Source organism: Pleurocapsa sp. FMAR1, from assembly GCF_963665995.1.
Lineage (GTDB): Bacteria > Cyanobacteriota > Cyanobacteriia > Cyanobacteriales > Xenococcaceae > Waterburya.
Genome location: NZ_OY762512.1, coordinates 1,160,664 through 1,183,468 on the forward strand (window position 1 = coordinate 1,160,664; position 22,805 = coordinate 1,183,468).

The window sequence follows — 22,805 nt, forward strand, 5'->3', positions numbered from 1 at the left end:
GGCATTGCTGAATGTGTAATGCTAAAGCACTATTTTACTTACCTAAATAACTAATAACTAACAACTAATAACTATTTTTGTCCTGTAATTTTAATCTGGTATTTATTGCTAGACTGAGCCTGATATGAACCCACCCAGACTTTATATATTCCTGGCTGCCATACTCCTTCGATCATTGGATTAGCACTACTTACATCATCATTACACCATGTTCCTCCAGAACCTTGAACCATGATAGTTGTATCGGCATCACTTTCAACTTCCAAGCGCAAAAATTGCCAATAAGAGTCGATTTCTAAAATATGATTAGGCTGAGAATTGGCAAAGCCATCACAATAACCTGTGGCAGTATTTTCAGTTTGAGTAATTTCTAAAGCAGCAACTGAACCACCACTCATTCCTTCAATAATTAGAGGCTGGATCATAGTACTTTGATTAATTACAATCTGAGCAAAGGCTGAGGAAACGTTGACATTCAAGCTAGCTCCAGTTAATAATAACCAAGCAGCTTGTTTGAAGATAAATTGACTCTTTGTTTTAAAAAAAATTGGCTTAACGATAGCTTTAAACACTTATATTAATCTACTTTTTAAACATCAAAATACATATACTTTGATGACGCTACCATTATTTTTTTGTTCCACTCAAACTACTTTTTAGGAATAGTAAAAACCGCTTTTGCGATCAGATTATTTCTATATATTGACTCTCTAACAAAAATGCTCCTTGAGTAAAACGAATGCCCCAATAGCCTCCAGGACGACGATCCATAATTGTTCCTTGTTCTCCTACCGTCAATAGATTAGGAGGACGTAACATGGGCATAGGTTCTGCGGTTTTAATATAGGCAGGAAGAGATATAATTTTAATGCGATCGCCTACTTTGAATTTTTGCTGTTCACTACTCATTAATTATCAATTTATTATTTTTCTACTGAATTTACATCAGTTGCTTTAGAAGCCTTTACTTTAGTCAAAATCTTGTCTTTTAACTTTTCTAATTCTTGTCTTAAAATTTCTTTTGCCGTTTTGGCATCGCCGACGCTTCTTGTTACCTGACTAAGATCTGCCCATTGCTTCAACATTTTACAATTACGAGCATTAATTATCGAACTGACAATATGCTGGCATTGCTGAGATTCATTTAGGGCATAGAATAAAATACGATATTTACCCTGTTCTGCTAGGGCGCGGCTAATCTGTTGTCCTTTATGAGATTTAAGGTCTAAATAACAGGAAAGCCATTTAGCCCCATGTTCTAGGTTATATAAAACAGTGATCCAAAGCAACATTGGATGGGGATGATTTAGGTAGAGGAATTGATTGTAGCGCGTGCTAGATATTCGCTTTTGAATACCTTCTGGATCTAGCATGACGCAAAGAACAGGAGCTTCTCCCAAAGGAGTAGAAATTAGTTGAGGAAAAACAATTTTCTGTAATGGCTTGTTTTTTGGCCAGGGAGTTTGCAAACAAGTCTCTGTCACCGAAAATTCGGCATTGACGGTTTGATCCTTAGCAAATGCTGTGTTTTTAGTCTTCTGGTCAGTATTGTGATCCTTAATTTCTAACTGATGTTCCTGAGCCATATTTCCCTGACTGGGGTTTGTCGATCTAGATTTAGTCTGTTGCTCAATTGTGTCTAAAACATTAATAATCTCGCCGACGTTTTGCGGTCTATCCTCTCTCTTCTTTGCCAAACAGCGAAATACTAAATTTTGTAATTCGGTCGGTAAGCCAAGGTTGCTACTAAATGGTTCTGGTTTAAAGTTGTGGTGAGCCTGATACCAGCCTCCAAAGGAAGAGTTTTGAGGCAATAGCGGCATATCCATAGTCAGCATTTCGTACATCATGATGCCTAGACTATAAATATCAGAACGATGATCTAATTCTTTGCCTTCCATTTGTTCGGGAGAGCAATATGCCAAAGTCCCCATAAATGATTGAGTTTGATTAGCATTGGCTTGAATTAGTTTAGCAATCCCAAAATCGAGGATTTTTGCTACTTCTCCTAGAGTGGGATCTTGCAGTACGATAATATTGCTAGGCTTAATATCTCGATGAATAATGTGGCTTAGTTCACCATTCACATAAATACCTTTGTGAGCCGAATCTAGACCAAAACAGACGTGACGAGTTAGGGTGAGAAATCTGTTTAAAGACATTGGCTGATGGCAAATTAGCTCGTTGATGCTTTCTCCCGAAAGAAACTCCATCACATAGAAAGGAATATTGCTTTCGTCTACTCCGTAATCTCTGACTCGGACAACATGAATACTTTTTTCGCCTAACAAAGCCGAAATTGTTGCCTCACGCTCAAAACGCTCACGCATATTATCGTTAAGTAGAGCCTGTGCCAAGAATTTTATCGCTACCGTAACACCGCCCAATATAGTATCTTTGGCTCGATAAACCCTGCCCATAGCACCTTCGCCAACTAAATCATATAGTTGATAGCGGTTGGCAAGTAAACGACCAGTGTTAGAATCTTTATTCATATCTTCATATATTGGAAGCTGTTGTGGCTTCTGTTATTTTGGTCTTAACTTATAAATATCTTTAACGTTTGAGGGTGACTTCGATTGTGCTTAAGAGACTGTGACCTTCTAGAATATTGCTAGTCAGGTAGTAGGTATTTTGGTCTATACAGTAAAAAGTATCCAATCCCTTTTTATTGGTAGTAGTTCCTAAAAACCAGTAATACTGAATAATAGACTGCAATCCAAGTCGCCCCTCTCCCTCAATGTTCCCTAAAAGGCTATGTTGAGCAACATAAGTATAATATTTCTCTTCGTAATTTAAATTACCCCTACACTGATAAATAATTTTGGTTTCAGCTTCATCATCACAAGCTAAACTGGTGGTCATTTTGAACCAGTTTGCTCGTTTCCAAGCAATTTGAATATCACCTTCTAAGGTAATTGGTGTTAAATTGGGCTTAAGCCAATGACCCTTTACATTCCAATAGCCTGCATCTACCAGAAAACTATGAGCCACAACTTTATCCTCATGATTTGCGTATTATTAAAAAATCTAGATTTAATTTTTGGGGTTGCATAGCTGCACAAAGGCGCCTGGTTTGCCGCATGTATGATTATGAACAAAGAAGATTAATGATTCCCCAAGTCCCCAAGTCCCCAAGTCCCCAAGTCCCCAAGTCAGCTTCTACCATCCCATGAAGGTGCAACCAATTTTTTAGGGGCAATAGATATTTCCTAATAAAGTAGGTTTGTCTGCGCCTGTTACTTGAGGTAAATTACCAGGAATAGAATTAACTCTCCAGTATGCCAATACTGCAAAAGCGATCGCTTCTTTCAAATTGCCGTTAAGTTCTACCTCGTCTGTTGTGCCAATATGTGCCGATATTAACTCAGCTTGTAAGCGATGTCTCATATAGGAATTTCTACTGCCTCCGCCACAAAGCAAAACTTCGTCGGGTATTTGGGGTAAAAACTGTCGATAGCTATGGACAATTGAGGCGACGGTAAGTTCTGTTAAGGTAGCAAGGCGATCGCCATTGTTTAGCTGCTTTTGCTCCATATCTTGCCAGCAGCGATCGAGATAATCTTTACCAAACAATTCTCTGCCAGTAGATTTTGGGGGAAACTGATGAAAAAAATCATGCTTTAACCATTGTTCTACTAATTGATGATCCCGAGTTCCTTGTGCCGCCCATTGACCATCGCGATCGTAGGTTTTGCTACCATTAGTCAGGCGAGTAACAGCTAAATCTAAAAGAGCATTACCTGGTCCTGTATCCCAACCGCAAACTCGTTTCTCCCAGTCTTGTGTTTGGCTAGCAGGTAAATATGCCACATTGCCAATACCGCCTATATTTTGAATCGCTCTGGTTTTGGTGGGATGGGATAGCAAACAAGCATCTATTTTAGGCACTAAAGGCGCGCCTTCTCCCCCTAAGGCAATATCTGCTGCACGAAAGTTACTGATAGTTTTGATGCCCGTAATCCGAGCAATTAAATCTCCCCGTCCAAGCTGGAGACTGTAGCCTAAATTTTGATTTGTTTTTATTTTTGATGGTGGTCGATGATATACCGTTTGACCATGAGAGCCAATTAATTCAGCAATTGAATGCTGAGATTGAATTTTTTGTGCTGCTTCGGCAAATTGAATTGCCACTGCATCATCTAAAGCAGCTAGTTCAGCGATCGAAACTGCTTGACCACCACATACTGCTAATATTTTTGCTCTTAATTGTTCGGGATAAACAAAAGTCGCTCCTGCCAACAGTCTTACTTCTAAATCTTTCTCTCTACCGCTAACTTCTACCAAAGCAGCATCAATACCATCGACAGAAGTGCCACTCATTAAGCCGATAACTTTCATGATTTTCAACTGTTAACTGTAAGGTGACACTTTAACAGTTTCTTTTAGTCTTGAAAAGACTATTTATATTGTGTGTACTATTATCACTTCAGTTATTTAGCCAGTTGGAGCATAATTAAATCATCGATCATTTAAAAAGCCATTTAACTCAAAAACAATGCTTTCATCTACTGGCAAGTTAACTGTCCAAGAGTTCTTTGAACTTCCCGAAGGCGATCGCCCCTACGAACTTATAGATGGTCAAGCTATTCTTAAAATTTCTCCTAAATTTTTTCATTCTCAACTACAAAAAACTTTGCTCCTTGTTTTAGATAGCTGGGCTAAAAATAGAGGCAGAGTTGAGCCTGAATGGGCAATTAAACTAAAACGAAATGGAACTGATTGGATTCCTGTTCCCGATCTAAGTTACACATCTTATAATCGTCTGAGTACAGATTGGATACTAGATGAAGCTTGTCCTGTGGCACCAGAATTGGTAATTGAAATCATTTCTCCAGGGCAGACATTTGGTAATTTAGCAGAAAAAGCCACAGACTATTTGCAAGCAGGAATAGACAGAGTGTGGATAATTGACACAAAAGCTCAAAGTATTACTATCTTTTATCCTGACACTTTACCCAAAACAATCAAAGGAACTTCAGCGATCGCTGATGACTTGCCAGAATTAAACCTAACTCCTCAACAGATTTTTCAACAAGCAGGTTTAATTTAATTTCAATTACTGCTAAATAGAGTGGACATTTAGATAGCTTGCAGATACAAAATAGTTAGACCTCTGTAAAAATATCTGCAAAGCAAAGAGATTAAATTAATGGCTATTGAGAAACAACGTCATGGTTGTCTAACTACCTGGTTAATTTTGATGATAGTAGCCAACTCAATAACGGCTTTGATGTATCTCTTGAATAGTCAAACAATTAGACAAACTTCTCCAGGGCTTCCTAGTTGGCTATTTCCTGTCCTGATTATCGTCTGTATTTTTAACCTTATTTGTACTATTGCGCTCTTTAAATGGCAAAAGTGGGGTTTTTGGGGTTTTCTCGGTTCTAGTATTACTGCACTGGTGATAAATTTATCTATTGGTTTAGGTGTAGGAAAGTCTTTACTTGGTTTAATTGGCATAGCTATACTTTATGCTGTGCTAAATATTGGAGAAAGTAATAAAGGCTGGTCACAACTTGAGTAATCAAACCGTTCAAAATAGCATTTTTATTAAATTAAACAAATAAAAAAGCGATCGCCTTCTTTTTATTTAAGGAGATCGCTACATGCGGCTTAAGCCTTTGTTAATTAAATATTCCAATTCTCAACGAGACTGAGAAAACAACATTTTAGTTTCTGATACTCCTGCTTGCCTTAGTTTCCTTGTCATCTGTAAACCAATTAAAGAGATGACAAACCACTGTACCGAAACAGCTACCATCACTGCCGAAAAGGTAGCATATTCAGCAGCAATAGTCGGAATAAAGCTAAATAACCAAGCTTGAGGCGAAGTCTCAGGAATAATTCCAACAACACCCAAACAAAGAAACGGTACAACAATCATTGAGAATACTGTAATCGCCGACCAAACCGAGCGTTTACGAGTTTTAGCAGTCAGGATTAACTGAGCCACTACGGCACAAAGAAGAATGCAGCCAGCATTAAGGATCAAACCCGAAAATATTTGCTGTTTATCTTCCCCTAACATCAAAAATATGGAAGGAGTAATATAAGCGATCGCGATCGCTAGATTAATTGCCACCGCAATTGTTGAAGGACTATTTTCGCCAAAAATTAATTCTTTCCAGAGGACATTGCCATTTTTACTCTTTTGATGACGATATCGCGCCCAATCATATAATGCTTGGCGATGCGGGCTTAATAGAGCAATTAATGTTAATCCCCAAATAAATAAACAGCATTGTAAAATTACAAAATTGCTGGTTAGTAAACGATTATTATCTTGTTGCAGAGTAAACCCAAGAGCGATCGCCATAAACCAGCCAGTTAACCAATAACTTTGGGTTTTGCTAACCAAGGTATTTTCTGGATTATAAAAGCGGCGTTTTAAAACTGACCAACACCAATAAGTCCAAAGACTTAAGTTACATAACATTAAGCCAATGCCGATACTTGCTTTTGTCCATAATCCTTGTCCATAAAATAATAATTCACCCAAGTTTTCTGCTGATAGAAAAGCAATTTTGCTTTGAGATATGCTGGTAGCATCAATCAAATACGATAAAACTATAGCTGGATTGAATAAAAACAACCAATCAAATATGGTTTGGGACAGATTACCACCCTCAACCAAAACCATAGTGGTAGTCGATATAAGAAAGCCAACTGTTCCACTAGCTAACCAAGGTTTAAAGCCTGATAAGCCAAAATTCATTAAACTCCAGAGTAAAGCTAAGCTGTAGCAAAAGGCACAACTAGCAACTATTACTGCATCAAAGCCAATAATAAGCGTAAGCGGAATACGCGCTCCCAAACCAGCTAGCAAATGCAGGGGAACAAATAATGAAATTACTGTGTAAAGCAATATTGGCACTCCCAAAATTTTCCCTAGCAAAATACTGCCAGAAGATTGAGGAGTTAGACGAATAAAGTTAAGCGTGCCTCTACTTTCTTCTTTGACCGTATCGGCAATCAGCATATAAGTACCGACTATTAGTAGGGCAAAGATGCTAATAATGCTCAAAATTATAAACAAATCGAGCCATAATAGCTGCCAATTGACCATCCAATTGTCCAGCATATCTTTGGTATACAATAGTTCATTAGTGCCATAGCCGAAGGCATAACGTCCTGTTTGATATTCTAATAATCCTTTTGGATCTGGTTCTGGTAATTCACTTAAAAGAGAAATGACAATCACAAATTGAGTGATAATGGAGATGGCAGCAGCAACAACTACATTTCTCGTTTTTAACTTGCCTTTAAGCTCTCGAAATAGTTGGGGATTCCAATCTAAGAATTTTTCCCATAACGAATTATGGTCGTGCCACACCTGCATATTTTGTTTCATGATTATGACTAATAAAACTTAAATAGTAAATTGTTACCATCGCCGATTTTGTACTTTAAGAAGCCTGTTGATGTCCTAATTTTAAAAATATAGTTTCGAGATCTTCTTGGGTACAATAAAATTCTGTCAAGGGAATATCAGCGAGAATAAGCGATCGCAACAGTTGAGCGCAGTCAGACTCTTTTCCTGTAAAATTAACCCGAAGACGATTGCTTTGGGGTATCATCTCCCATGTTTCTACCAAAGAGTTTTGGCTGAGTTGTTGTTGCAATATCTCTATCTTACCTAAAGTGCTAATAATTATTTGTTGACGAGATAACCTTTGGTATAGTTCTTTCAAAGAAGTGCTTTCTACCAAAAAGCCCAACTCCATTATGCCTACTGAAGTACAGAGTTCGGCAAGATCGCTCAAGACATGAGAAGAAATTAGAATTGTCATTCCCGCTTCTTGTAAAATTTTAACAATTTGCCTAAATTGTTGTCTGGCTAGAGGATCTAATCCTGATACGGGTTCATCTAACAGTAACAATATGGGTTCGTGAATAATAGTCCGAGCTAAACTAAGGCGTTGCTTCATGCCTCGCGAGAGGTTAGAGATAATACTTTTGCGTTTATTTTCTAGCTGAACTAGTTCTAATACTTCTACTAGACGACGACGACGAAAAGGTTGTTTAAGATTATACAAACGAGCAAAGTAATCTAGATAATCCCAGACAGTTAGATCGTCATAAAGCGGAAAATCATCTGGGAGATAACCCAAGCGTTTTTTTAAGACAGAATTAGAATTATCCCGTAATAAGCGATCGCCATGGAGATAAATTTCTCCTTTTGTTGGTTCTTCTGCTGCTGCTAACATTCTGATTAAGGTCGTTTTGCCCGCACCATTAGGACCAATCAAACCGTAAACTTCGCCACTTTTGATCCTTAAATCGATATCATTGACGGCGATATGTCCTTCAAATCTTTTAGTTAGGCCGTAGGTGGCGATCGCCAAATCTTCGCTCATAAGCAATAATTATACCATCTCCAACTTTATACCCTTGCTTTCTTGATTATATGTAAAGCGATCAATCTTTTAGGTAGTAAGTAGTAGGTAATGGGTAGTGGGTAATAACTCAATCAAAAATTAGAGTTGGTTGCAGATCGAATCTCCAGATCGAGCTATCTTATGTAAGATATAGATTTACCGCAAGTTGAGATTAAAGTCAGTAGGCGAGTCACCCCACCTACTGCTCTACAAAACGGTACGTGAACCTTTCAATTCATACCGCTCCTCAATAAGACGGCTGTTGTCATCAGTACGTCTCAGAACTTATGTGATTAACATTCCTTCTGACCAATGCCATCCTTCAGGAAGGTTGGCTGGTTTGAAGGGCGTTTCGTTTGAGCCGTCAATCGCTGTCTTTTTATCATGGCAATGTCGATGTAGCAATTGAAGATTGTTGTAATAATCCTTTCCACCTCTTGATTTTGGGATTATATGGTCTTTTTCAATCACATCATCGTTGAAGAATGTTAAACCGCACCAATTACATTTTCCTTTTTGGATTTTAAGTAATTTGGCTTTGCTTAGTGGCATGAGTGGATTTCTTCCCATGCGAGAACTCCAGTAGACTAAATCTCCGTCAAATGGGCTACTTTCACCTTTGACTATGACGTGACGAGTAATTTTCGTATCCTTGTGAAAACGAAGACTATCGTTAATAATTCCGTCTTTAGTCGTGGCGAATATCCAGTCTTTACTACTAAATGTGTTCTCTTTATTATTGTAAATTGACTTGCTTTGGAAATATTTGCTTTTAAGCCATTTCTTTCCTTTGTTTCTATGTCTTTTTACCGCCCACTTCCAGAGTTTAAATACAGTCAAAGCGTCTAATTTCTCAAACGTTATGCTACTTACTACTTTTGAATAATAGTTACACCATCCCCTAATTATGGGATTGAGCATTCCTATTAATCTTTCTTGCTTAAGTGATTTACCAGAGTTGATAATATCTGCAAGTTTTTCGTAATGAGTTTTAATACTCTTTTTACTAGGCTTAATAAGAGTTTTAAAACCTAACAATTTGCCCTGTGGATTTTTCCCACTTATGTACTTGCCGACTTTGTATTGTCGAACGTTAAATCCGAGAAAGTCAAAACCAGCTTTTTCCTTTCCTACATTATGTAGGGTGTGGGTTAATCTAGTTTTGCTAGGTTTTAATTCTAGTCCTATGTCTTTTAACCATTCGGAGATAATTTCTCTGCAACTTTGAACCACAGAATAGTCTTCGTGAAGGATTACGAAATCATCCGCATATCGAATTAAAGATAAAGAAAATCTTTTGTCTCTTTTACCTACTTGTTTACCTCGATAGTCTTTCATATCTAGAGTTTCGGCATATCTCTTTATGCGTTCTTCCATTCCATGTAAGGCAATATTAGCCAAAAGTGGGCTAATAACTCCACCTTGCGGTGTACCTTTAGTTGTTTCAGAGAATTTGTAGTCCTGCCATATCCCAGCTTTTAACCAAGCTCGTATTTGTCTACGTAAGGATGGGTAGGTATTTAATTTTTGTAATAATTTTTGATGGTTGATTTTATCAAAGCATTGGCTAATATCCGCATCCAAGACAAATTTTGATTTTTGCTTGATTGCGAGGAAGATTGCTCTGATAGCATCTTGACATGAACGTCCAGGTCTGAAGCCATGCGAGTTTGGTTCAAACTTTGCCTCCCATTCTGGCTCTAATGCCAATTTAGTGAGACACTGCACTGCTCGGTCGTACATTATAGGTATTCCCAAAGGTCTTTTCTCGTCCTTCCCTGGTTTGGGTATGAATACCCGCCTTACAGGAGACGCTTTGGCTTTCAAGGTGATTTTATCAACCAGTTTGAATCGGTCTTTTGGAGATAGGTTTTTAACCCCGTCCACACCTGCCGTTTTAGAACCCTGGTTATCTTGTGTTACCTTTCGTACCGAGATGAGTTTTGCACTTCTGGATTTTAGTAATAATTTTTGGAGTCGTCTAACATTCTTGACATCACCACGTTTCGACGCTTGATAGATACGTTTTTGAAGCTTATACAGAACCTTCTCGAATTTCTTCCAGGGCAGGTCTGACCATTCATACTCTTGTTGAATATATTCAACGTTGTCCATGACTTTTATACTTTTACTTGTGTCCCTATCTTCCGTTTCACCGTGAGTCTGTCTGCATATACTCTTTTATTACAAAGAGTCATTGGCTTCTGACTCTATCTCTATCAATCATTCCCTAGCGAATGAAACTAGATGTTGCATCTTGGTTGATTACTCAAGTTTTGCGACCTTGTACTTGAGAAGAACAATTGATTTATTTCGTTCCACATACCATTGGTTTGCTCTTTTAGGTGGGAATCTCTTTGCCCGTTATAGGTAACGCAAAGCTCTCATCATAAATAGGAGCTTACCTGTTAAAGAACGCATATAGCGGTTCTTTATGCCTTTTTAGGACTTCCAGCGCATTAAGCCTTTCCGCTGGTTTCCCCTTGGGACAATTCAGTCAATTCCTTAGACCTCGTTCACCTTGAGAGCTTGCTGACGTTAAACCACATTAGGCTAGTAGTTTAAATCCGTCGTCCCCCTGCTTTACGGATTGATGACCAGTCGCTACCGCAAGGGTTTTGCTTTCATTTTGCGTCTAAATGGTTGGGCTTGTATCATTTAAGTTAGAAAAATAAGTTATTCTTCTTACCCCTACTGTCTTTGCTAAATTAGCTTGGCAGGGTTAACTCACCAACATGGTTATGTAGTTGTCATTTCTAAGAGGATTAAAGTGCTACCTCAACCCAGTATGGGTTACTCTTAGAATTGCTCTCAATCCTCCGTATTGATATTCACCAATATAGTTTCTGAGAAACGAATCGCACTTATGTTTGGAAAGTCGCCCCGTGAACCACAAAAACCTACTATGTCTGATTTACAAGACATTAAACTTACTCCCCCTACTGTAGTTAATTCAACCTTTCCCCAAGATACTTTGCTACAAACAGAAACCGAGATGCTAGAAAGCAGCGAGCTTGTATCTTCTGTGGAAAAAATTAGCCGTATTGTTTCTCCTTACTTTATCGCTATAGTTGGTTTAGCTTTGTATAAAGAGAACTTTCTAATTGGCACAATTTTGATTGTAGTGGGTATACTTTCTTTGCTTAAAGTTTCTACTAAAGATGTAGGCAATTTTTTAGACTGGCTCAAGAATTTTTTAGGTTTAGGTAGCTAATAGCAACAGTTAGGGCAGTTAAAGCAGTTAGACGAGCGAACCCCGTCTAGGGAGATGTCTTGAGAACAAGTCCTTTGTCTGCGGAGAGTTTCCCTCCTGCAAAACTGAGATGCGGACGAAGCGTCCTTTCTAGCTGTTCCACACCCGCGTTGACTTCACTTAACCAGAGTTTTGGAGACTTATGCAAGAAGTCTAGTACAGTTGGTCGTAATCAAGAATTGTAATTGGGCTAAACTTGCCAAGTCTTTTGTAGTTTTGTCCAGACTGTAGAAACTGTCTGTTTGACTTCATTTTGAAAACTCCATCTTTGGAAGGCTCGTTCGTGTTCTTCTCCCTGAGTTTGATAAGCTCTCCAACCATTGAGAGCAACGCCTAATCCCCAAAATAGCAGAATATATAAAGACCAGGTAAGAGAGCCAGCAGCAATTATGTTTAAAGAAACCAGAAAAATATTAACGATCGCAAATTTAGTAAGTTTCTGCTTAAAGTTTTGACGGCGATATAAATTAAAGGTATGTCGCTGGCGATCGACTATTTTTTGTTCGAGCCAATCTTTTTCCGCAGCTTGAATAATAGCGTTGCTAATATCTAATTCTGAGGCTATTTCCCACAGTTGTTGTCTGCTTAATTCTTCGTGGGTATGGTGACGGGCGATCGCGATATTAAGAATCTGCTGAATATCGTCTTGACTATAGGAGTCTGGATATTGGGGGGTTGTATCTGGCATATTACTATTGCTGCTCTCTAATATTTATTATGCCCAAAATGTGTCAAGTTGTTACCGTAAATTTGAGGACGGTTTTTACCCTACTACCAATCGTTACGCTTCGCTACCATTGTAATAAATTAATAGCAAACAAAATATAAAACATTTTCCTTTAGCAAAAGTGGAAAAATATTAATATTGCTTCATCCACAAAGGAGTATTTAATGAACGGCAACATTCGGATCGGTAATTTATTTGGGATTCCATTTTTTATTAACCCATCTTGGTTTCTTATCCTAGGTTTAGTGACTTGGAGCTATGGTTCTAATTTAACTAGCGATTTTACAGGGTCAACTCCCTGGATTTTGGGTTTTGTTACTGCCATACTATTATTTTCTTCAGTATTAGCTCACGAGCTTGGTCATAGCTTTGTGGCGATTTCTCAAGGAATTCCCGTTAAATCGATCACCCTATTCATTTTTGGCGGTTTAGCGACCTTAGAGAAAGAATCAGAAACACCATTTCAGGCGTTTTCTGTGGCGATCGCAGGGCCTTTAGTTAGTATTTTATTATTTGGAATTTTTTCACTAATTGCAGCTAGTTTCTCACCAAATCAACCTTTAGGGGCGATTATTTATCCTGTAGCCATTATTAATTTAATTCTGGCACTATTTAATATGATTCCTGGCTTACCTCTTGACGGTGGGAATGTCCTCAAGGCTGTTGTCTGGAAAATTACAGGTAATCCTAATAAAGGAGTAATTTTTGCAGGGAGAGTTGGTCAAGTCATAGGCTGGATTGCTATATCTCTGGGTATTTTATCTGTTTTGGGTATCAGCCAAGCGGGAAGCCTCTGGACTTTATTAATCGGCGTATTTCTCTTGCAAAATGCTGGTATGGCTGCTCAATCGGCTGTGGTACAGGATAAATTAAGTCAGTATACTGCTAGAGATGCTGTCATTGCAGATAGCCCGATAGTGGGAGAACATTTAAGCGTTAGAGAGTTTGTCAATGACTATGTGATTGGTAAAGAGCGTTGGAAAAAGTTTTTGGTAATAGATGAAAATCAAAAGTTAGTTGGTGATATTGCTGTAGAAGATTTGAAACAAATCCCTACTTCTGATTGGAATGAAATTTATCTTCATGAGCTAGTCAGATCTATACCAGAAGTTGATACTATTGCTGCTGATACTTCTTTATTAGAGGTAGCCAAAACTATTGAGATCAAGAAAGCTCAAGAACTTGTAGTTGTAGGAGAATCAGGTGAGGTAATTGGATTACTGGAAAAAGCCTCTATCGTCAATCTAATGACCCAAGAAGAGATAGCTAAAAACAAGGCTGTTGTTGAATCTGTTCAAGATGATGACAAAGTGATAGTTAATTAAATTTAACGGTAATTTCCTGGACGCATTAAATCATTAAATATTATCGGTTCTGATTAGAGTAAACTCACTATATAGTGAGTGGTCAAATGGCTAAATTGTTTCCTAAGATATGCGTTCTTGTTCTCTGATTGCACCAGCAAAAATCAATCTTTATTTAGAAATTATTGGCGATCGCTCTGACGGATTTCATGAGCTAGTCATGATTTTACAGAGTATTAGCTTGGCAGATCGAGTAGATATTAAGCCAAGCGATACTCAAAAGATTTGCATTTACTGCGATCATCCCCATGTACCAGAAGATGAAACTAATTTGGCTTATCGCGCTGCTCAACTAATGTGTAGAGTCTTTCCTGATGTACACGCTAACTATGGTGGTGTTAGCATCAGAATTGCGAAAAACATTCCTGTAGCTGCTGGCTTGGCGGGAGGATCTGGTAACGCAGCAGCAGTATTAGTAGGAATTAATCTAATCTGGAATCTTGGCTTAACTCAACCCGAATTAGAGGAATTGGCTGCTGAATTAGGCTCTGACATTCCTTTTTGTGTTTCTGGAGGAACAGCGATCGCCACTGGTAGGGGAGAAAAACTAGACTCTCTTGCAAATCTTGACAATATTTGGCTGGTATTAGCTAAATACGACAACATTGGTGTTTCTACACCCTGGGCATATAAAACCTATCGTCAACAGTATAGTGATTCTTATATCGCCGATGCAGCAGGAATTAAGTCTCGTACTGCCAAAATTAATTCCAGTCCTTTGGTTAATGCCATAGTCAATAAAAATGCCAAGGAAATTGGCAAATTAATCGACAATGATTTAGAAAAGGTTGTTTTGCCTGAATATCCCCAGGTAGCAAAACTTAAGTCAGCTTTTGCTGCTCAAGATATACTAGGTACAATGATGTCTGGCTCAGGACCAACGGTGTTTGCACTGTGCGACTCTGAAGCACAGGCGATCGCCGTTAAAGAGCGGGTAAAAACTCAAATTAACGATTCTCAACTTCGTTTTTGGGTAACAAAACTTGTTAGTCATGGCATCCAAATTAAATCCCAAACATAAACTTTTTAGGGTTCAATTCTAGGAATACATACAAAACTGGCTGTTGTTAATAATTGCTTCTCCATAATCGGGTATCCAAGCTACCCATTCTGATTCTGAGTACCTACACAAAATCAATGCTTGATCGTGGTTATCAGGGTTGGGTAATTCTAGCAGCTTGACCCATTTATCTGTCAAATATTGCTCAATTGTTTCAACAGACAAATTGGGCTGTAATGCACACCATTGAGGCGTAAGGGCTTGCCCGCATCTACTGATAATTGATATGACACAACCAGAAGCACTAAAAAATTTGCTCCAAGCGATCGCCTCTGGTAATATAAGTCCAGAATCGGCTTTGGAGAAACTCAAAGATTTGCCTTTTGAATCTTTAGATGAATTTGCCAAAATCGATCATCATCGACAGCTTAGGACAGGTTTTCCTGAAGTTATTTGGGGTGCAGACAAAACCCCCGAACAAATAATTAAGATCATGACTGCCATGGCACAAGACGCTACGGTAGTTATGGCAACTCGGATTGAAAAGGAAGTATATCAACAGCTAAAACAAACGATTCCCGATTTAATTTACTATCCTACTGCCCGCATTTGCGCTCTGTCTGCGCCTCAAACTCCCAACCAAGCGGGAACAATCTCAATTCTTACCGCTGGTACGGCAGATATTCCCGTTGCCGAAGAAGCTGCCATTACTGCTGAACTCTGTGGCTTTGCCGTGACTCGTCTTTGGGATGTGGGGGTAGCAGGAATCCATCGTCTGTTGAGCAATCGTGAAGTCGTTTATGATGCCGATATTTTAATCGTGGTGGCGGGCATGGAAGGGGCATTACCCAGCGTTGTGGCAGGAATGGCAGACTGTCCAGTGGTGGCAGTACCTACTAGCGTTGGCTATGGAGCAAGTTTTGGTGGTGTTGCGCCTTTATTGACTATGTTAAATTCCTGTGCTGCGGGAATCGGAGTAGTAAATATAGATAATGGTTTTGGTGCAGCTATTTTGGCAGGACAAATATTGCGTACTGCTAAGAAAATTGCCAAGAATTTAAGCTGATTTTTATTTACGGCTTAATTACATAATTCCAGAAGCATTGATTACAGGTAAAACTGTTGCTAAAACCAAAAAAGTTAGAACTCCCAAAGCTAAGTTACGATAGATTCGCTTTTCGGGTCTGCATTTTTTATATCTCATTTTAATTGATATTATTTAAATATAATTTTCTCCTTTATAACAAACTTAGTTTTTGCTCATTTTTCAAACGAAAAGCTACAGGGAATCCTAATCCCCAGTCTCCAGTCACAGTCATCATCGAAGTCTTTCGTTACTAGAGATAAATGGTAAATGGTATTAGTCTAGCCAATAAGCTGACTATCCTGATTAAATAAACGTTTGTATATCCCTTCGGTGACTAAAATTGTCGAAATCAAATTAGCTAAGACAATGGCAAATAAAATCATGATTTGATAAGAAGCTGCATCTAAAGGGTCACTACCTCCTAAAACCTGTCCTGTAAACATTCCAGGCAAGCTAACTAAACCTATCACCACCATATTATTAAGAGTAGGAATTAAGCCAGTGCGGATTGCTTCTTTTTGATAAGGGGATATAGCTTGCTTGGCAGTAGCACCCAAACATAGGTGAGTTTCAATTTCTAAGCGATTTTGATTGACGGCATTTAAAAAGCGATCGCCAGCCAGAGAAGCACCATTCATGGCATTGCCAAACAACATTCCCGCCAGAGGTATCAGGTAGCGAGGTTCGTACCATTTATCGGGTTGCAGGATCAACAGAATTACATAACCTAAAGTAAAGGCACTACTGGAAATAATCGATAAAAATACCACAGGTAAAAGCCCCTGAAGCTTTTTATCGATGCGGTTGCGGGTAACAATGGAGGCAATAGTAATCATCATGACTAAAATGCCCAATACCACTAGCCAATTATCGATCGCAAAAACTATATTTAAGATGTAGCCAACGGCAATTAGCTGCATCAAAGAGCGAACTGCACTATATGCCAACTGCTTTTCTAATTCTAGCTTTTGCCAAAGAGATAAAGCGATCGCCATGCCGATCATGCCTAGACATAAGACTAAATCGGTAGTATCTAGGGAAATTAAATTATCCATTCTACATTTTTACTGCTCTTACTGTCCTCAAGGAGATAACCTGGCAATTTTCCAACTACCATCAGCCTTTAGATCGTATACTAGGCGATCGTGAAGACGACTGGGACGACCTTGCCAAAATTCAATACGGTTAGGTATAACGCGAAATCCTCCCCAGTGTTCGGGAAGAGGAATAGTAGCATCTCCTTTGTATTTAGTCTCTAGATCTGCTAATTGTTGTTCTAATACTTGGCGATTGGGAATTACGCGACTTTGAGCAGATGCCCATGCACCCAACCGTGAGGCTTTGGGGCGACTATGGAAATATGCCTCGGATTCTTTAGTAGCCAATTTTTCTATTTTCCCCTCAATACGAATCTGTCTTTCTAATTTGTCCCAGAAAAAAACCAGTGCAGCATAAGGATTGGCAATTAACTGTTGACCCTTTTGGCTTTCGTAGTTGGTATAAAAAACAAAACCGTTTTGGTTAACGCCTTTGAGTAAGACAATTCTAGCGGTAGGTTTCCCGTCAGAAGTAGCAGTAGCCAGAGTCATAGCATTTGGTTCAATTAGTTCGGCATCCAAAGCTTGTTGAAACCAAACTTCAAATTGTTTAAGAGGATCGGCATCTAAATCGGCTTCAGATAATCCTGCCAGAGTATAATTTTGTCGTAAATCGGCGATTGAAGAGTCCACTTTATCAATTATCAGTTATCAGTTATCAATTATCAGTGATTAAAGTTCCCCCAGCAAGACAATTGAACAATTTAAGTTTCCTAACAAGGGTTTGGTTGTAGGACTCAGAGCCAAACTATCTACACCGACACGCTGGCGTTGCGATCGCAATATTACTAGTTCATGGGTACGACTGGCGTTTAAAATTTCTCTAACGAAATTGTTTTGAGCGGTAACGTGAATATCTACTGTTGCTTCTGCTAAAAAACGGTTTGCCACTGTCTCTAACTGATTATGAAGACTAGCTTTACGCTCTTTAGAAGTACCAGAAGCACAGACATGAAGCAAAGTTATTTCTGTCTCTTTGCTAGTAATTAGGCTTTTGACAAAGCGCACTGGACGCAAGCCAATGGGGTTAATACTTTCAACTGGTACGAGAATGCGTTTGATTGCCAGAGGTGAAGTGAGTAGGCGAGCGACAACCACAGAGCAGTGAGCCGACCATAGTATGCTATCGGTAACTGAACTAAATAAGCGCGAGCGAAAGCCAGTCAAACTACTAAATCCTAAGATAATTAAATCGGCACTGACTTCGCGACTAGCATGAGCGATCCCTTGAGCAATGTCATACTCAACCCTTAATTCTGGTTGAACTTGAATATTAAGTTCTGTGGCAATTGCTTCTGCTTGAGTAAGTAGCTTGGCACAACGCTGAAAATCAACTTCAAGTTGCGGAGAATCTAAACGAGCTTGAGCTTTGGCGATCGCTAAAGGGACAATTGCGCCCTGATTTTTTTCAGCTAGTAAAGATGCCAACTCTAACAAATAACGTTCTGTCTGCGGGTTATAAACTGGAACAACAACTCGAAATATATCTTTTGATTTTGCATCGAGATCGGACTCTGCTTCAGATTCTGTCGAATTCCTAATAGGCAACTGAGCAGCAAAGCGAGATGTAATCAATGGACCTGCGATCGAAGTAACTAGCATCAGTAAGATAACGCTATTGAACACTCGCTCATTAATAATTTCTGCCTGAAAACCAACCAAAGCAGCAGCCAAGGTGGCAGCTACCTGAGGCAAGGACAGCGACCACATGGTAATGGTCTGTTGCCAACTGTAGCGATAGGCCAATTTAGCCACGCAAGCTGCCAAAAACTTACACAGGAGCAAAGCCCCCACAATTGAAAGAGGAATGCCAATGGAGCGAAACACATCTTCAAACGCCTTGAGATCGAGCAGTAAGCCCATATCGACAAAGAAAATCGGAATAAATAGAACCGTACCGATAAATTCCACCTTTTCTTTTACAGGACCATCGCCAATAACATCGTTAATTGCCAAACCAGTTAAAAATGCGCCGACAATTTTTTCGATCCCTATTGCCTCTGCCGATACTGAAGCCACAAACAAAGCCAGCAAGACAAACAAAAACTGATTACCTTGGTCATTCTTAGAACGACGGAAAAAAGCTCTACCCAAACGGTCTAAGCCAAATAAAACCAGCAGAGTATAAATGGCTAAAGAACCTAATAAGATCCCCAATTTTGCTGCGCTAAAGTTCCCTTCGTTTACCCCCAAACAAATTGCCAATACTAATAAAGCACTAATATCAGTAAAAATTGTCGCTCCAATGGTGACGGTAACAGCTTCATCATTAACTACCCCTAAACGTTTGACAATGGGAAATGCTAGCAGGGTATGGGAAGCTAAGAGTGAACCGATGAGGAAGGCAGTATTCCAGCCAAAACCAAATACTCGTCCCACTAAAATACCGCCAATTAAAGGAATGGCAAAAGTAGCAAAACCAAAGCCTATAGAGCGAGTTCTGGTACGGCGAAACTGCTCCAGGTCAATTTCTAACCCTGCCACAAACATTAGATAAATCTTACCAATATCTGCCAGCAGGATCATTGTTTCCGATTTACTATCGAGTAAACCTAAACCGCTAGAGCCAAACACTACTCCTGCTGCTAATAAGCCTACTAGTCCTGGCAGCTTTATTTTTTCAAAAATTGGTGGCACTAGCAAAATAATTGCTAAGAGCAAGGCAAAGGTAAAGATAGGCTCGCGTATTGTTTCAGAGATAGATTCCATATTCGTCAGTAATAAGAGAAAAAGGTGTAAATCTACTATTTATATTGTTTATATTGTCAAATTTCGTTGCCAATACAAGCCCCACCGCCAAACACTAAATATTCATGTAAAGTATCGGCATCAAAAGCATCGCCTTGCGCTTTTGCCAAAAAAGTTCTGCCTTCTACATATTCATCTACCGTAGTTTCTCTGCCATAAACTTCAAAAGTAACAATGTCTTTAAATCCAGAATAGCAACTCAACTTATCAGTCATAGTCAAACCTTTTGGGACAAATGTAACACGGCGATCGATGATGCACAGTCCCCCGGCGAAATTCAAACTATGTTCTCCTGTTTCATCTTTTACCTTGACTTCGTGAGCGAATTTATACTCATCGGCAAATGGTCCTGAAACCATCTGTTTGCGTAAAATTTCTCTACCACCTGAAAAACAGACAATTGTTCCAGGAAATACTTCTGGTTTTACTTGTCTGGCAATTGCCGATCGCACTCCCAAATTAAACCAAGAATAGAACAAAATTACCAGACACAATAGAACTCTGATCATTATTGCACCTATTGAATTGTAGAAGTGTTTCTTAACCAACCCCGTCGCCAAAAATAGATAATCAGCACTAAAGCGATCGCCAACATAAACCCCAAACAAAAAGGATAGCCCCAATACCAGTTGAGCTCTGGCATATTCCAGGGAGAAACATCAGGATTAAAGTTCATGCCATAAAGTCCCGCAATAAAAGTTAAGGGAATAAAAATACTAGAAATCACCGTTAGTAGTTTCATTACCTCATTCATTTTGTTATTAACTGCTGATAGGTAAACATCCATCAAACCAGAAGCTAGTTCGCGATAGGTTTCGATCGTGTCAATAATTTGGACTGTGTGATCGTAACAGTCTTTAAAATAAATCAGCACGCGCTCATCTATTAATGGATGACCGTCTCTTATCAGGGTATTTATGGCATCTCTTTGAGACCAAATTCCCCGACGCAGAATTAATAATTCTCGCCTAATCTGATAAATTTTGGTTAAAGTACGATCGTTTGGCTGTCCAATTACTTCATCTTCTAATAGTTCAATTTTTTCGCCGTAAGCTTCTAATACGGGAAAATAACCATCGATAATGGCATCCCAAAGAGCATAGGTTAAATAATCTGAGTTTTGCTTTCTAATAATACCGCGATCGCGTTTTAGGCGATCGCGTATTGCTTCAAAACAGTCTCTTTCTGGTTCTTCCTGCACCGTCAAGACATAATTTTTTCCCAAGACAAAACTCACCTGTTCGAGCCAAAATCCTGCTGCGTTGGGTTTGAGATTAGCCATTTGTGTAATAATGACCAACTGTTCTTGATAGTCTTCTATCTTCGGTCTTTGAGGCACATTGACCACATTTTCTAAGACCAGAGAATGTAAATTAAACACTTGAGCTAACTGTTGTATTATTGATTTGTCTCCCAAGCCAGCAATATCAAACCAGGAGATTAATTCTGGATCGAGATGAATACCACATTGGTCTGGAGTTAAATTAGTTAGATATTCATATTGATTTTGATTGTAATCAATTAAAGTAATCTCAGGAGTTTGAGCTTGCGAGGAAATGGTGATCGTTCCTGGGGGACTGCCTGGTTGATTATAAGCATAGTTAAATAAACTTTGGGCAGATGGACTTTGTTCTCGATGGAACAGACGAAAAGATTTTGCGCTCATGAAAAGTGGATTTTAGTCAAGGGTATTCACTTGTTTTCTTTAAAAGAGGAAAGCAACGGCAATATATAAAGCAGCAACCACAAGCTGTACCAACATTACAGGAATACCGTATTTCAAAAACTTGCTAAAAGAAATACGACTGCCGTGAAGTTCGGCAACACCTGCTGCCACAATATTAGAAGATGCACCCATTAAAGTGCCATTTCCGCCCAATGTCGCTCCAAACATCATGGCGTAGAATAAGGGCAAAACTTCTGGGGGTAATTGTCCAGTGAAATCAGGGCTTAATACTTCTGCGCCGACTAAGCCGACATTAACCAGATATTGCTTGAGCAAAGGAACCATTGCCACTACTAGAGGAATGTTCGGCACAACACTAGATAATAGACCCACTAAAACTAGTAAAACAATTGAACCTAGGGCAATATTTTTACCCAAGATAATTGCCAATAAGCTGGATATGCTGTCTAAAACTCCTGTTTTTTCTAGTCCGCCAATTAGCACAAAAGTAGACATAAAAAATAACAACGTACTCCAGTCAATGTCCTTGAGAATATTGTTGACTGTATCAATTTTGCTTTGATCGGCAAGGAATAAAGCCAGTGCTGCCCCTAATAAAGCTACTGCAGCAGGAGGAATTGGTGTAGGTAAAGAATCGCCAATCACAAAAAAGGTTAGCACTACGACAATTAACAATCCTCCAAGCATCAGTACCTTGGGGTGATTAATTTTAGGATGAGGCAAAGTATTCATGTCTGCCAGTTTCTTGTTCCAGATACTACGGAACAAAAAGGGAGCCATAATTAAAATTGAGCCAACGGCGATCGCGCCACCCAAACTCAACCTCATCAAATAGTCATTGAAGCTTAAGTTAACTGCATCTCCCACAATAAAAGTAGCAGGGTCGCCCACTAAAGTTAATAATCCCGCGCTATTTGCCACAAAAACCATCAAAATCAGCAAAGGTACAAAATCTACGCCGATTTCCTGAGCAATAGGGGGAATCAAAGGAGCAAGTAGCATGACCGTAGTGGCATTAGGTAAAACCGCACAGATAGGAGTAGTAATGGCAATTACTCCTAACACCAAACGTTTACCTTCACCCTTGGCTAGCACTACCATTTGGGTGGCTAAATAGGCAAAAATATTTGTTGGTTCAAAAGCTCTAACAAGGATCATTACTCCCAAAAATAAAGCTAATGTGGCGTAACTCTGGCTGATATATTCGATTGCCTGATTAAGGGTCATGACGTGGGCGAAGATTAAAACTAACGCCCCTAAAAATGCAGCAACAGTTAAATGTAATCGTTCCGTCAAGATGGCTATAGTTACAGTCGCAAAAGTAACGGCTGCAACTATCGATGGCAAATTGGTAGCGGTTATTTCCATGATTATTCCTCTTGATTAATAACTGTGCTAAAAAAAAGGCAGTCAGATAAAACACTGGCTGTCTCAAAATTAAGTGAGGTATGACTTGCCAAT

The 22,805-nt window shown here is 39.1% G+C and carries 22 protein-coding genes; 6 read left to right on the forward strand and 16 right to left on the reverse strand.

The features are described 5' to 3' along the window. Positions 1-71: 71 nt before the first annotated feature. The 5 genes from SLP02_RS05675 to SLP02_RS05695 form a co-directional block, all read right to left on the reverse strand. The gene (locus tag SLP02_RS05675; RefSeq protein WP_319419681.1) at positions 72-572 is read right to left on the reverse strand and encodes a hypothetical protein; all 501 of its coding nucleotides are present in this window, start codon (positions 570-572) and stop codon (positions 72-74) included. 112 nt (positions 573-684) lie between these two features. After that, on the reverse strand, positions 685-909 hold the full coding sequence (gene sipA / locus SLP02_RS05680; protein WP_319419682.1) for a regulatory protein SipA: 225 nt from the start codon (positions 907-909) through the stop codon (positions 685-687). Between the two features lie 14 nt (positions 910-923). Next, complete coding sequence (locus SLP02_RS05685) at positions 924-2,495, reverse strand: serine/threonine protein kinase (protein WP_319419683.1); 1,572 nt, start codon at positions 2,493-2,495, stop codon at positions 924-926. A gap of 61 nt (positions 2,496-2,556) precedes the next feature. After that, positions 2,557-2,994 (reverse strand): hypothetical protein, encoded by a 438-nt coding sequence (locus SLP02_RS05690; RefSeq protein ID WP_319419684.1) that lies wholly within the window; start codon positions 2,992-2,994, stop codon positions 2,557-2,559. Between the two features lie 198 nt (positions 2,995-3,192). Next, positions 3,193-4,341 (reverse strand): anhydro-N-acetylmuramic acid kinase, encoded by a 1,149-nt coding sequence (locus SLP02_RS05695; RefSeq protein WP_319419685.1) that lies wholly within the window; start codon positions 4,339-4,341, stop codon positions 3,193-3,195. A gap of 157 nt (positions 4,342-4,498) precedes the next feature. On the opposite strand from SLP02_RS05695, the gene SLP02_RS05700 reads away from it, so the two are divergent. Both SLP02_RS05700 and SLP02_RS05705 read left to right on the forward strand, forming a co-directional pair. Continuing rightward, positions 4,499-5,053 (forward strand): Uma2 family endonuclease, encoded by a 555-nt coding sequence (locus SLP02_RS05700; RefSeq protein WP_319419686.1) that lies wholly within the window; start codon positions 4,499-4,501, stop codon positions 5,051-5,053. Positions 5,054-5,152: 99 nt separating this feature from the next. Beyond that, positions 5,153-5,527, forward strand: a complete 375-nt coding sequence (locus SLP02_RS05705; protein ID WP_319419687.1) for a hypothetical protein — start codon at positions 5,153-5,155, stop codon at positions 5,525-5,527. A 120-nt stretch (positions 5,528-5,647) separates the two neighbouring features. On the opposite strand, the gene SLP02_RS05710 is transcribed toward SLP02_RS05705, so the two are convergent. The 3 genes from SLP02_RS05710 to ltrA form a co-directional block, all read right to left on the reverse strand. Then, positions 5,648-7,354: a hypothetical protein gene (locus SLP02_RS05710; RefSeq protein ID WP_319419688.1), complete on the reverse strand. Its 1,707-nt coding sequence runs from the start codon at positions 7,352-7,354 to the stop codon at positions 5,648-5,650. 55 nt (positions 7,355-7,409) lie between these two features. Further along, complete coding sequence (locus SLP02_RS05715; protein WP_319419689.1) at positions 7,410-8,360, reverse strand: ABC transporter ATP-binding protein; 951 nt, start codon at positions 8,358-8,360, stop codon at positions 7,410-7,412. 306 nt (positions 8,361-8,666) lie between these two features. Then, positions 8,667-10,496: a group II intron reverse transcriptase/maturase gene (gene ltrA / locus SLP02_RS05720; RefSeq protein WP_319419690.1), complete on the reverse strand. Its 1,830-nt coding sequence runs from the start codon at positions 10,494-10,496 to the stop codon at positions 8,667-8,669. 790 nt (positions 10,497-11,286) lie between these two features. On the opposite strand from ltrA, the gene SLP02_RS05725 reads away from it, so the two are divergent. Beyond that, entirely contained in the window at positions 11,287-11,595 is a 309-nt protein-coding gene (locus tag SLP02_RS05725) for a hypothetical protein (RefSeq protein ID WP_319419691.1), read from the forward strand. Positions 11,596-11,824: 229 nt separating this feature from the next. Here the strand turns inward: SLP02_RS05725 and SLP02_RS05730 are convergent, their stop codons facing one another. Next, positions 11,825-12,322 carry a 2TM domain-containing protein gene (locus SLP02_RS05730; protein WP_319419692.1) on the reverse strand — a complete coding sequence of 166 codons (498 nt, stop codon included), beginning with the start codon at positions 12,320-12,322 and terminating at the stop codon, positions 11,825-11,827. A gap of 203 nt (positions 12,323-12,525) precedes the next feature. Between SLP02_RS05730 and SLP02_RS05735 the strand changes: the two genes are divergently transcribed. Further along, positions 12,526-13,686 (forward strand): site-2 protease family protein, encoded by a 1,161-nt coding sequence (locus SLP02_RS05735; RefSeq protein ID WP_319419693.1) that lies wholly within the window; start codon positions 12,526-12,528, stop codon positions 13,684-13,686. A gap of 109 nt (positions 13,687-13,795) precedes the next feature. After that, positions 13,796-14,746, forward strand: coding sequence for a 4-(cytidine 5'-diphospho)-2-C-methyl-D-erythritol kinase (gene ispE / locus SLP02_RS05740; RefSeq protein ID WP_319419694.1), 951 nt, complete (start codon positions 13,796-13,798; stop codon positions 14,744-14,746). A gap of 18 nt (positions 14,747-14,764) precedes the next feature. Here the strand turns inward: ispE and SLP02_RS05745 are convergent, their stop codons facing one another. After that, positions 14,765-14,950 (reverse strand): hypothetical protein, encoded by a 186-nt coding sequence (locus SLP02_RS05745; RefSeq protein ID WP_319419695.1) that lies wholly within the window; start codon positions 14,948-14,950, stop codon positions 14,765-14,767. 61 nt (positions 14,951-15,011) lie between these two features. On the opposite strand from SLP02_RS05745, the gene larB reads away from it, so the two are divergent. Next, a complete protein-coding gene (gene larB, locus SLP02_RS05750; RefSeq protein WP_319419696.1) occupies positions 15,012-15,791 on the forward strand; it encodes a nickel pincer cofactor biosynthesis protein LarB in 780 nt (259 codons plus the stop codon). A 299-nt stretch (positions 15,792-16,090) separates the two neighbouring features. Here the strand turns inward: larB and SLP02_RS05755 are convergent, their stop codons facing one another. From SLP02_RS05755 to SLP02_RS05780, 6 genes are read right to left on the reverse strand one after another with little or no spacing between them, the layout of a single operon-like run. Further along, positions 16,091-16,867, reverse strand: coding sequence for an ABC transporter permease (locus SLP02_RS05755; protein ID WP_319419697.1), 777 nt, complete (start codon positions 16,865-16,867; stop codon positions 16,091-16,093). Positions 16,868-16,894: 27 nt separating this feature from the next. Next, positions 16,895-17,542 carry a pyridoxamine 5'-phosphate oxidase gene (gene pdxH, locus SLP02_RS05760; RefSeq protein ID WP_319419698.1) on the reverse strand — a complete coding sequence of 216 codons (648 nt, stop codon included), beginning with the start codon at positions 17,540-17,542 and terminating at the stop codon, positions 16,895-16,897. A gap of 39 nt (positions 17,543-17,581) precedes the next feature. Then, positions 17,582-19,618 (reverse strand): cation:proton antiporter domain-containing protein, encoded by a 2,037-nt coding sequence (locus SLP02_RS05765; protein WP_319419699.1) that lies wholly within the window; start codon positions 19,616-19,618, stop codon positions 17,582-17,584. A gap of 56 nt (positions 19,619-19,674) precedes the next feature. Then, the gene (locus SLP02_RS05770; protein ID WP_319419700.1) at positions 19,675-20,166 is read right to left on the reverse strand and encodes a hypothetical protein; all 492 of its coding nucleotides are present in this window, start codon (positions 20,164-20,166) and stop codon (positions 19,675-19,677) included. A gap of 8 nt (positions 20,167-20,174) precedes the next feature. Then, on the reverse strand, positions 20,175-21,323 hold the full coding sequence (gene corA / locus SLP02_RS05775; RefSeq protein WP_319419701.1) for a magnesium/cobalt transporter CorA: 1,149 nt from the start codon (positions 21,321-21,323) through the stop codon (positions 20,175-20,177). 39 nt (positions 21,324-21,362) lie between these two features. Beyond that, positions 21,363-22,712 carry an SLC13 family permease gene (locus SLP02_RS05780; RefSeq protein WP_319419702.1) on the reverse strand — a complete coding sequence of 450 codons (1,350 nt, stop codon included), beginning with the start codon at positions 22,710-22,712 and terminating at the stop codon, positions 21,363-21,365. Between the last annotated feature and the right edge of the window lie 93 nt (positions 22,713-22,805).

Bases quoted from the DNA above. Each gene is read 5' to 3' on its own strand.
- SLP02_RS05730 (WP_319419692.1), bottom strand. From the start codon at position 12,322: ATGCCAGATACAACCCCCCAATATCCAGACTCCTATAGTCAAGACGAT.
- ltrA (WP_319419690.1), bottom strand. From the start codon at position 10,496: ATGGACAACGTTGAATATATTCAACAAGAGTATGAATGGTCAGACCTG.
- SLP02_RS05705 (WP_319419687.1), top strand. From the start codon at position 5,153: ATGGCTATTGAGAAACAACGTCATGGTTGTCTAACTACCTGGTTAATT.
- sipA (WP_319419682.1), bottom strand. From the start codon at position 909: ATGAGTAGTGAACAGCAAAAATTCAAAGTAGGCGATCGCATTAAAATT.
- SLP02_RS05725 (WP_319419691.1), top strand. From the start codon at position 11,287: ATGTCTGATTTACAAGACATTAAACTTACTCCCCCTACTGTAGTTAAT.
- SLP02_RS05735 (WP_319419693.1), top strand. From the start codon at position 12,526: ATGAACGGCAACATTCGGATCGGTAATTTATTTGGGATTCCATTTTTT.
- SLP02_RS05685 (WP_319419683.1), bottom strand. From the start codon at position 2,495: ATGAATAAAGATTCTAACACTGGTCGTTTACTTGCCAACCGCTATCAA.
- ispE (WP_319419694.1), top strand. From the start codon at position 13,796: ATGCGTTCTTGTTCTCTGATTGCACCAGCAAAAATCAATCTTTATTTA.
- corA (WP_319419701.1), bottom strand. From the start codon at position 21,323: ATGAGCGCAAAATCTTTTCGTCTGTTCCATCGAGAACAAAGTCCATCT.
- SLP02_RS05715 (WP_319419689.1), bottom strand. From the start codon at position 8,360: ATGAGCGAAGATTTGGCGATCGCCACCTACGGCCTAACTAAAAGATTT.
- SLP02_RS05700 (WP_319419686.1), top strand. From the start codon at position 4,499: ATGCTTTCATCTACTGGCAAGTTAACTGTCCAAGAGTTCTTTGAACTT.
- SLP02_RS05770 (WP_319419700.1), bottom strand. From the start codon at position 20,166: ATGATCAGAGTTCTATTGTGTCTGGTAATTTTGTTCTATTCTTGGTTT.
- SLP02_RS05755 (WP_319419697.1), bottom strand. From the start codon at position 16,867: ATGGATAATTTAATTTCCCTAGATACTACCGATTTAGTCTTATGTCTA.
- larB (WP_319419696.1), top strand. From the start codon at position 15,012: ATGACACAACCAGAAGCACTAAAAAATTTGCTCCAAGCGATCGCCTCT.
- SLP02_RS05710 (WP_319419688.1), bottom strand. From the start codon at position 7,354: ATGAAACAAAATATGCAGGTGTGGCACGACCATAATTCGTTATGGGAA.
- SLP02_RS05765 (WP_319419699.1), bottom strand. From the start codon at position 19,618: ATGGAATCTATCTCTGAAACAATACGCGAGCCTATCTTTACCTTTGCC.
- SLP02_RS05780 (WP_319419702.1), bottom strand. From the start codon at position 22,712: ATGGAAATAACCGCTACCAATTTGCCATCGATAGTTGCAGCCGTTACT.
- SLP02_RS05695 (WP_319419685.1), bottom strand. From the start codon at position 4,341: ATGAAAGTTATCGGCTTAATGAGTGGCACTTCTGTCGATGGTATTGAT.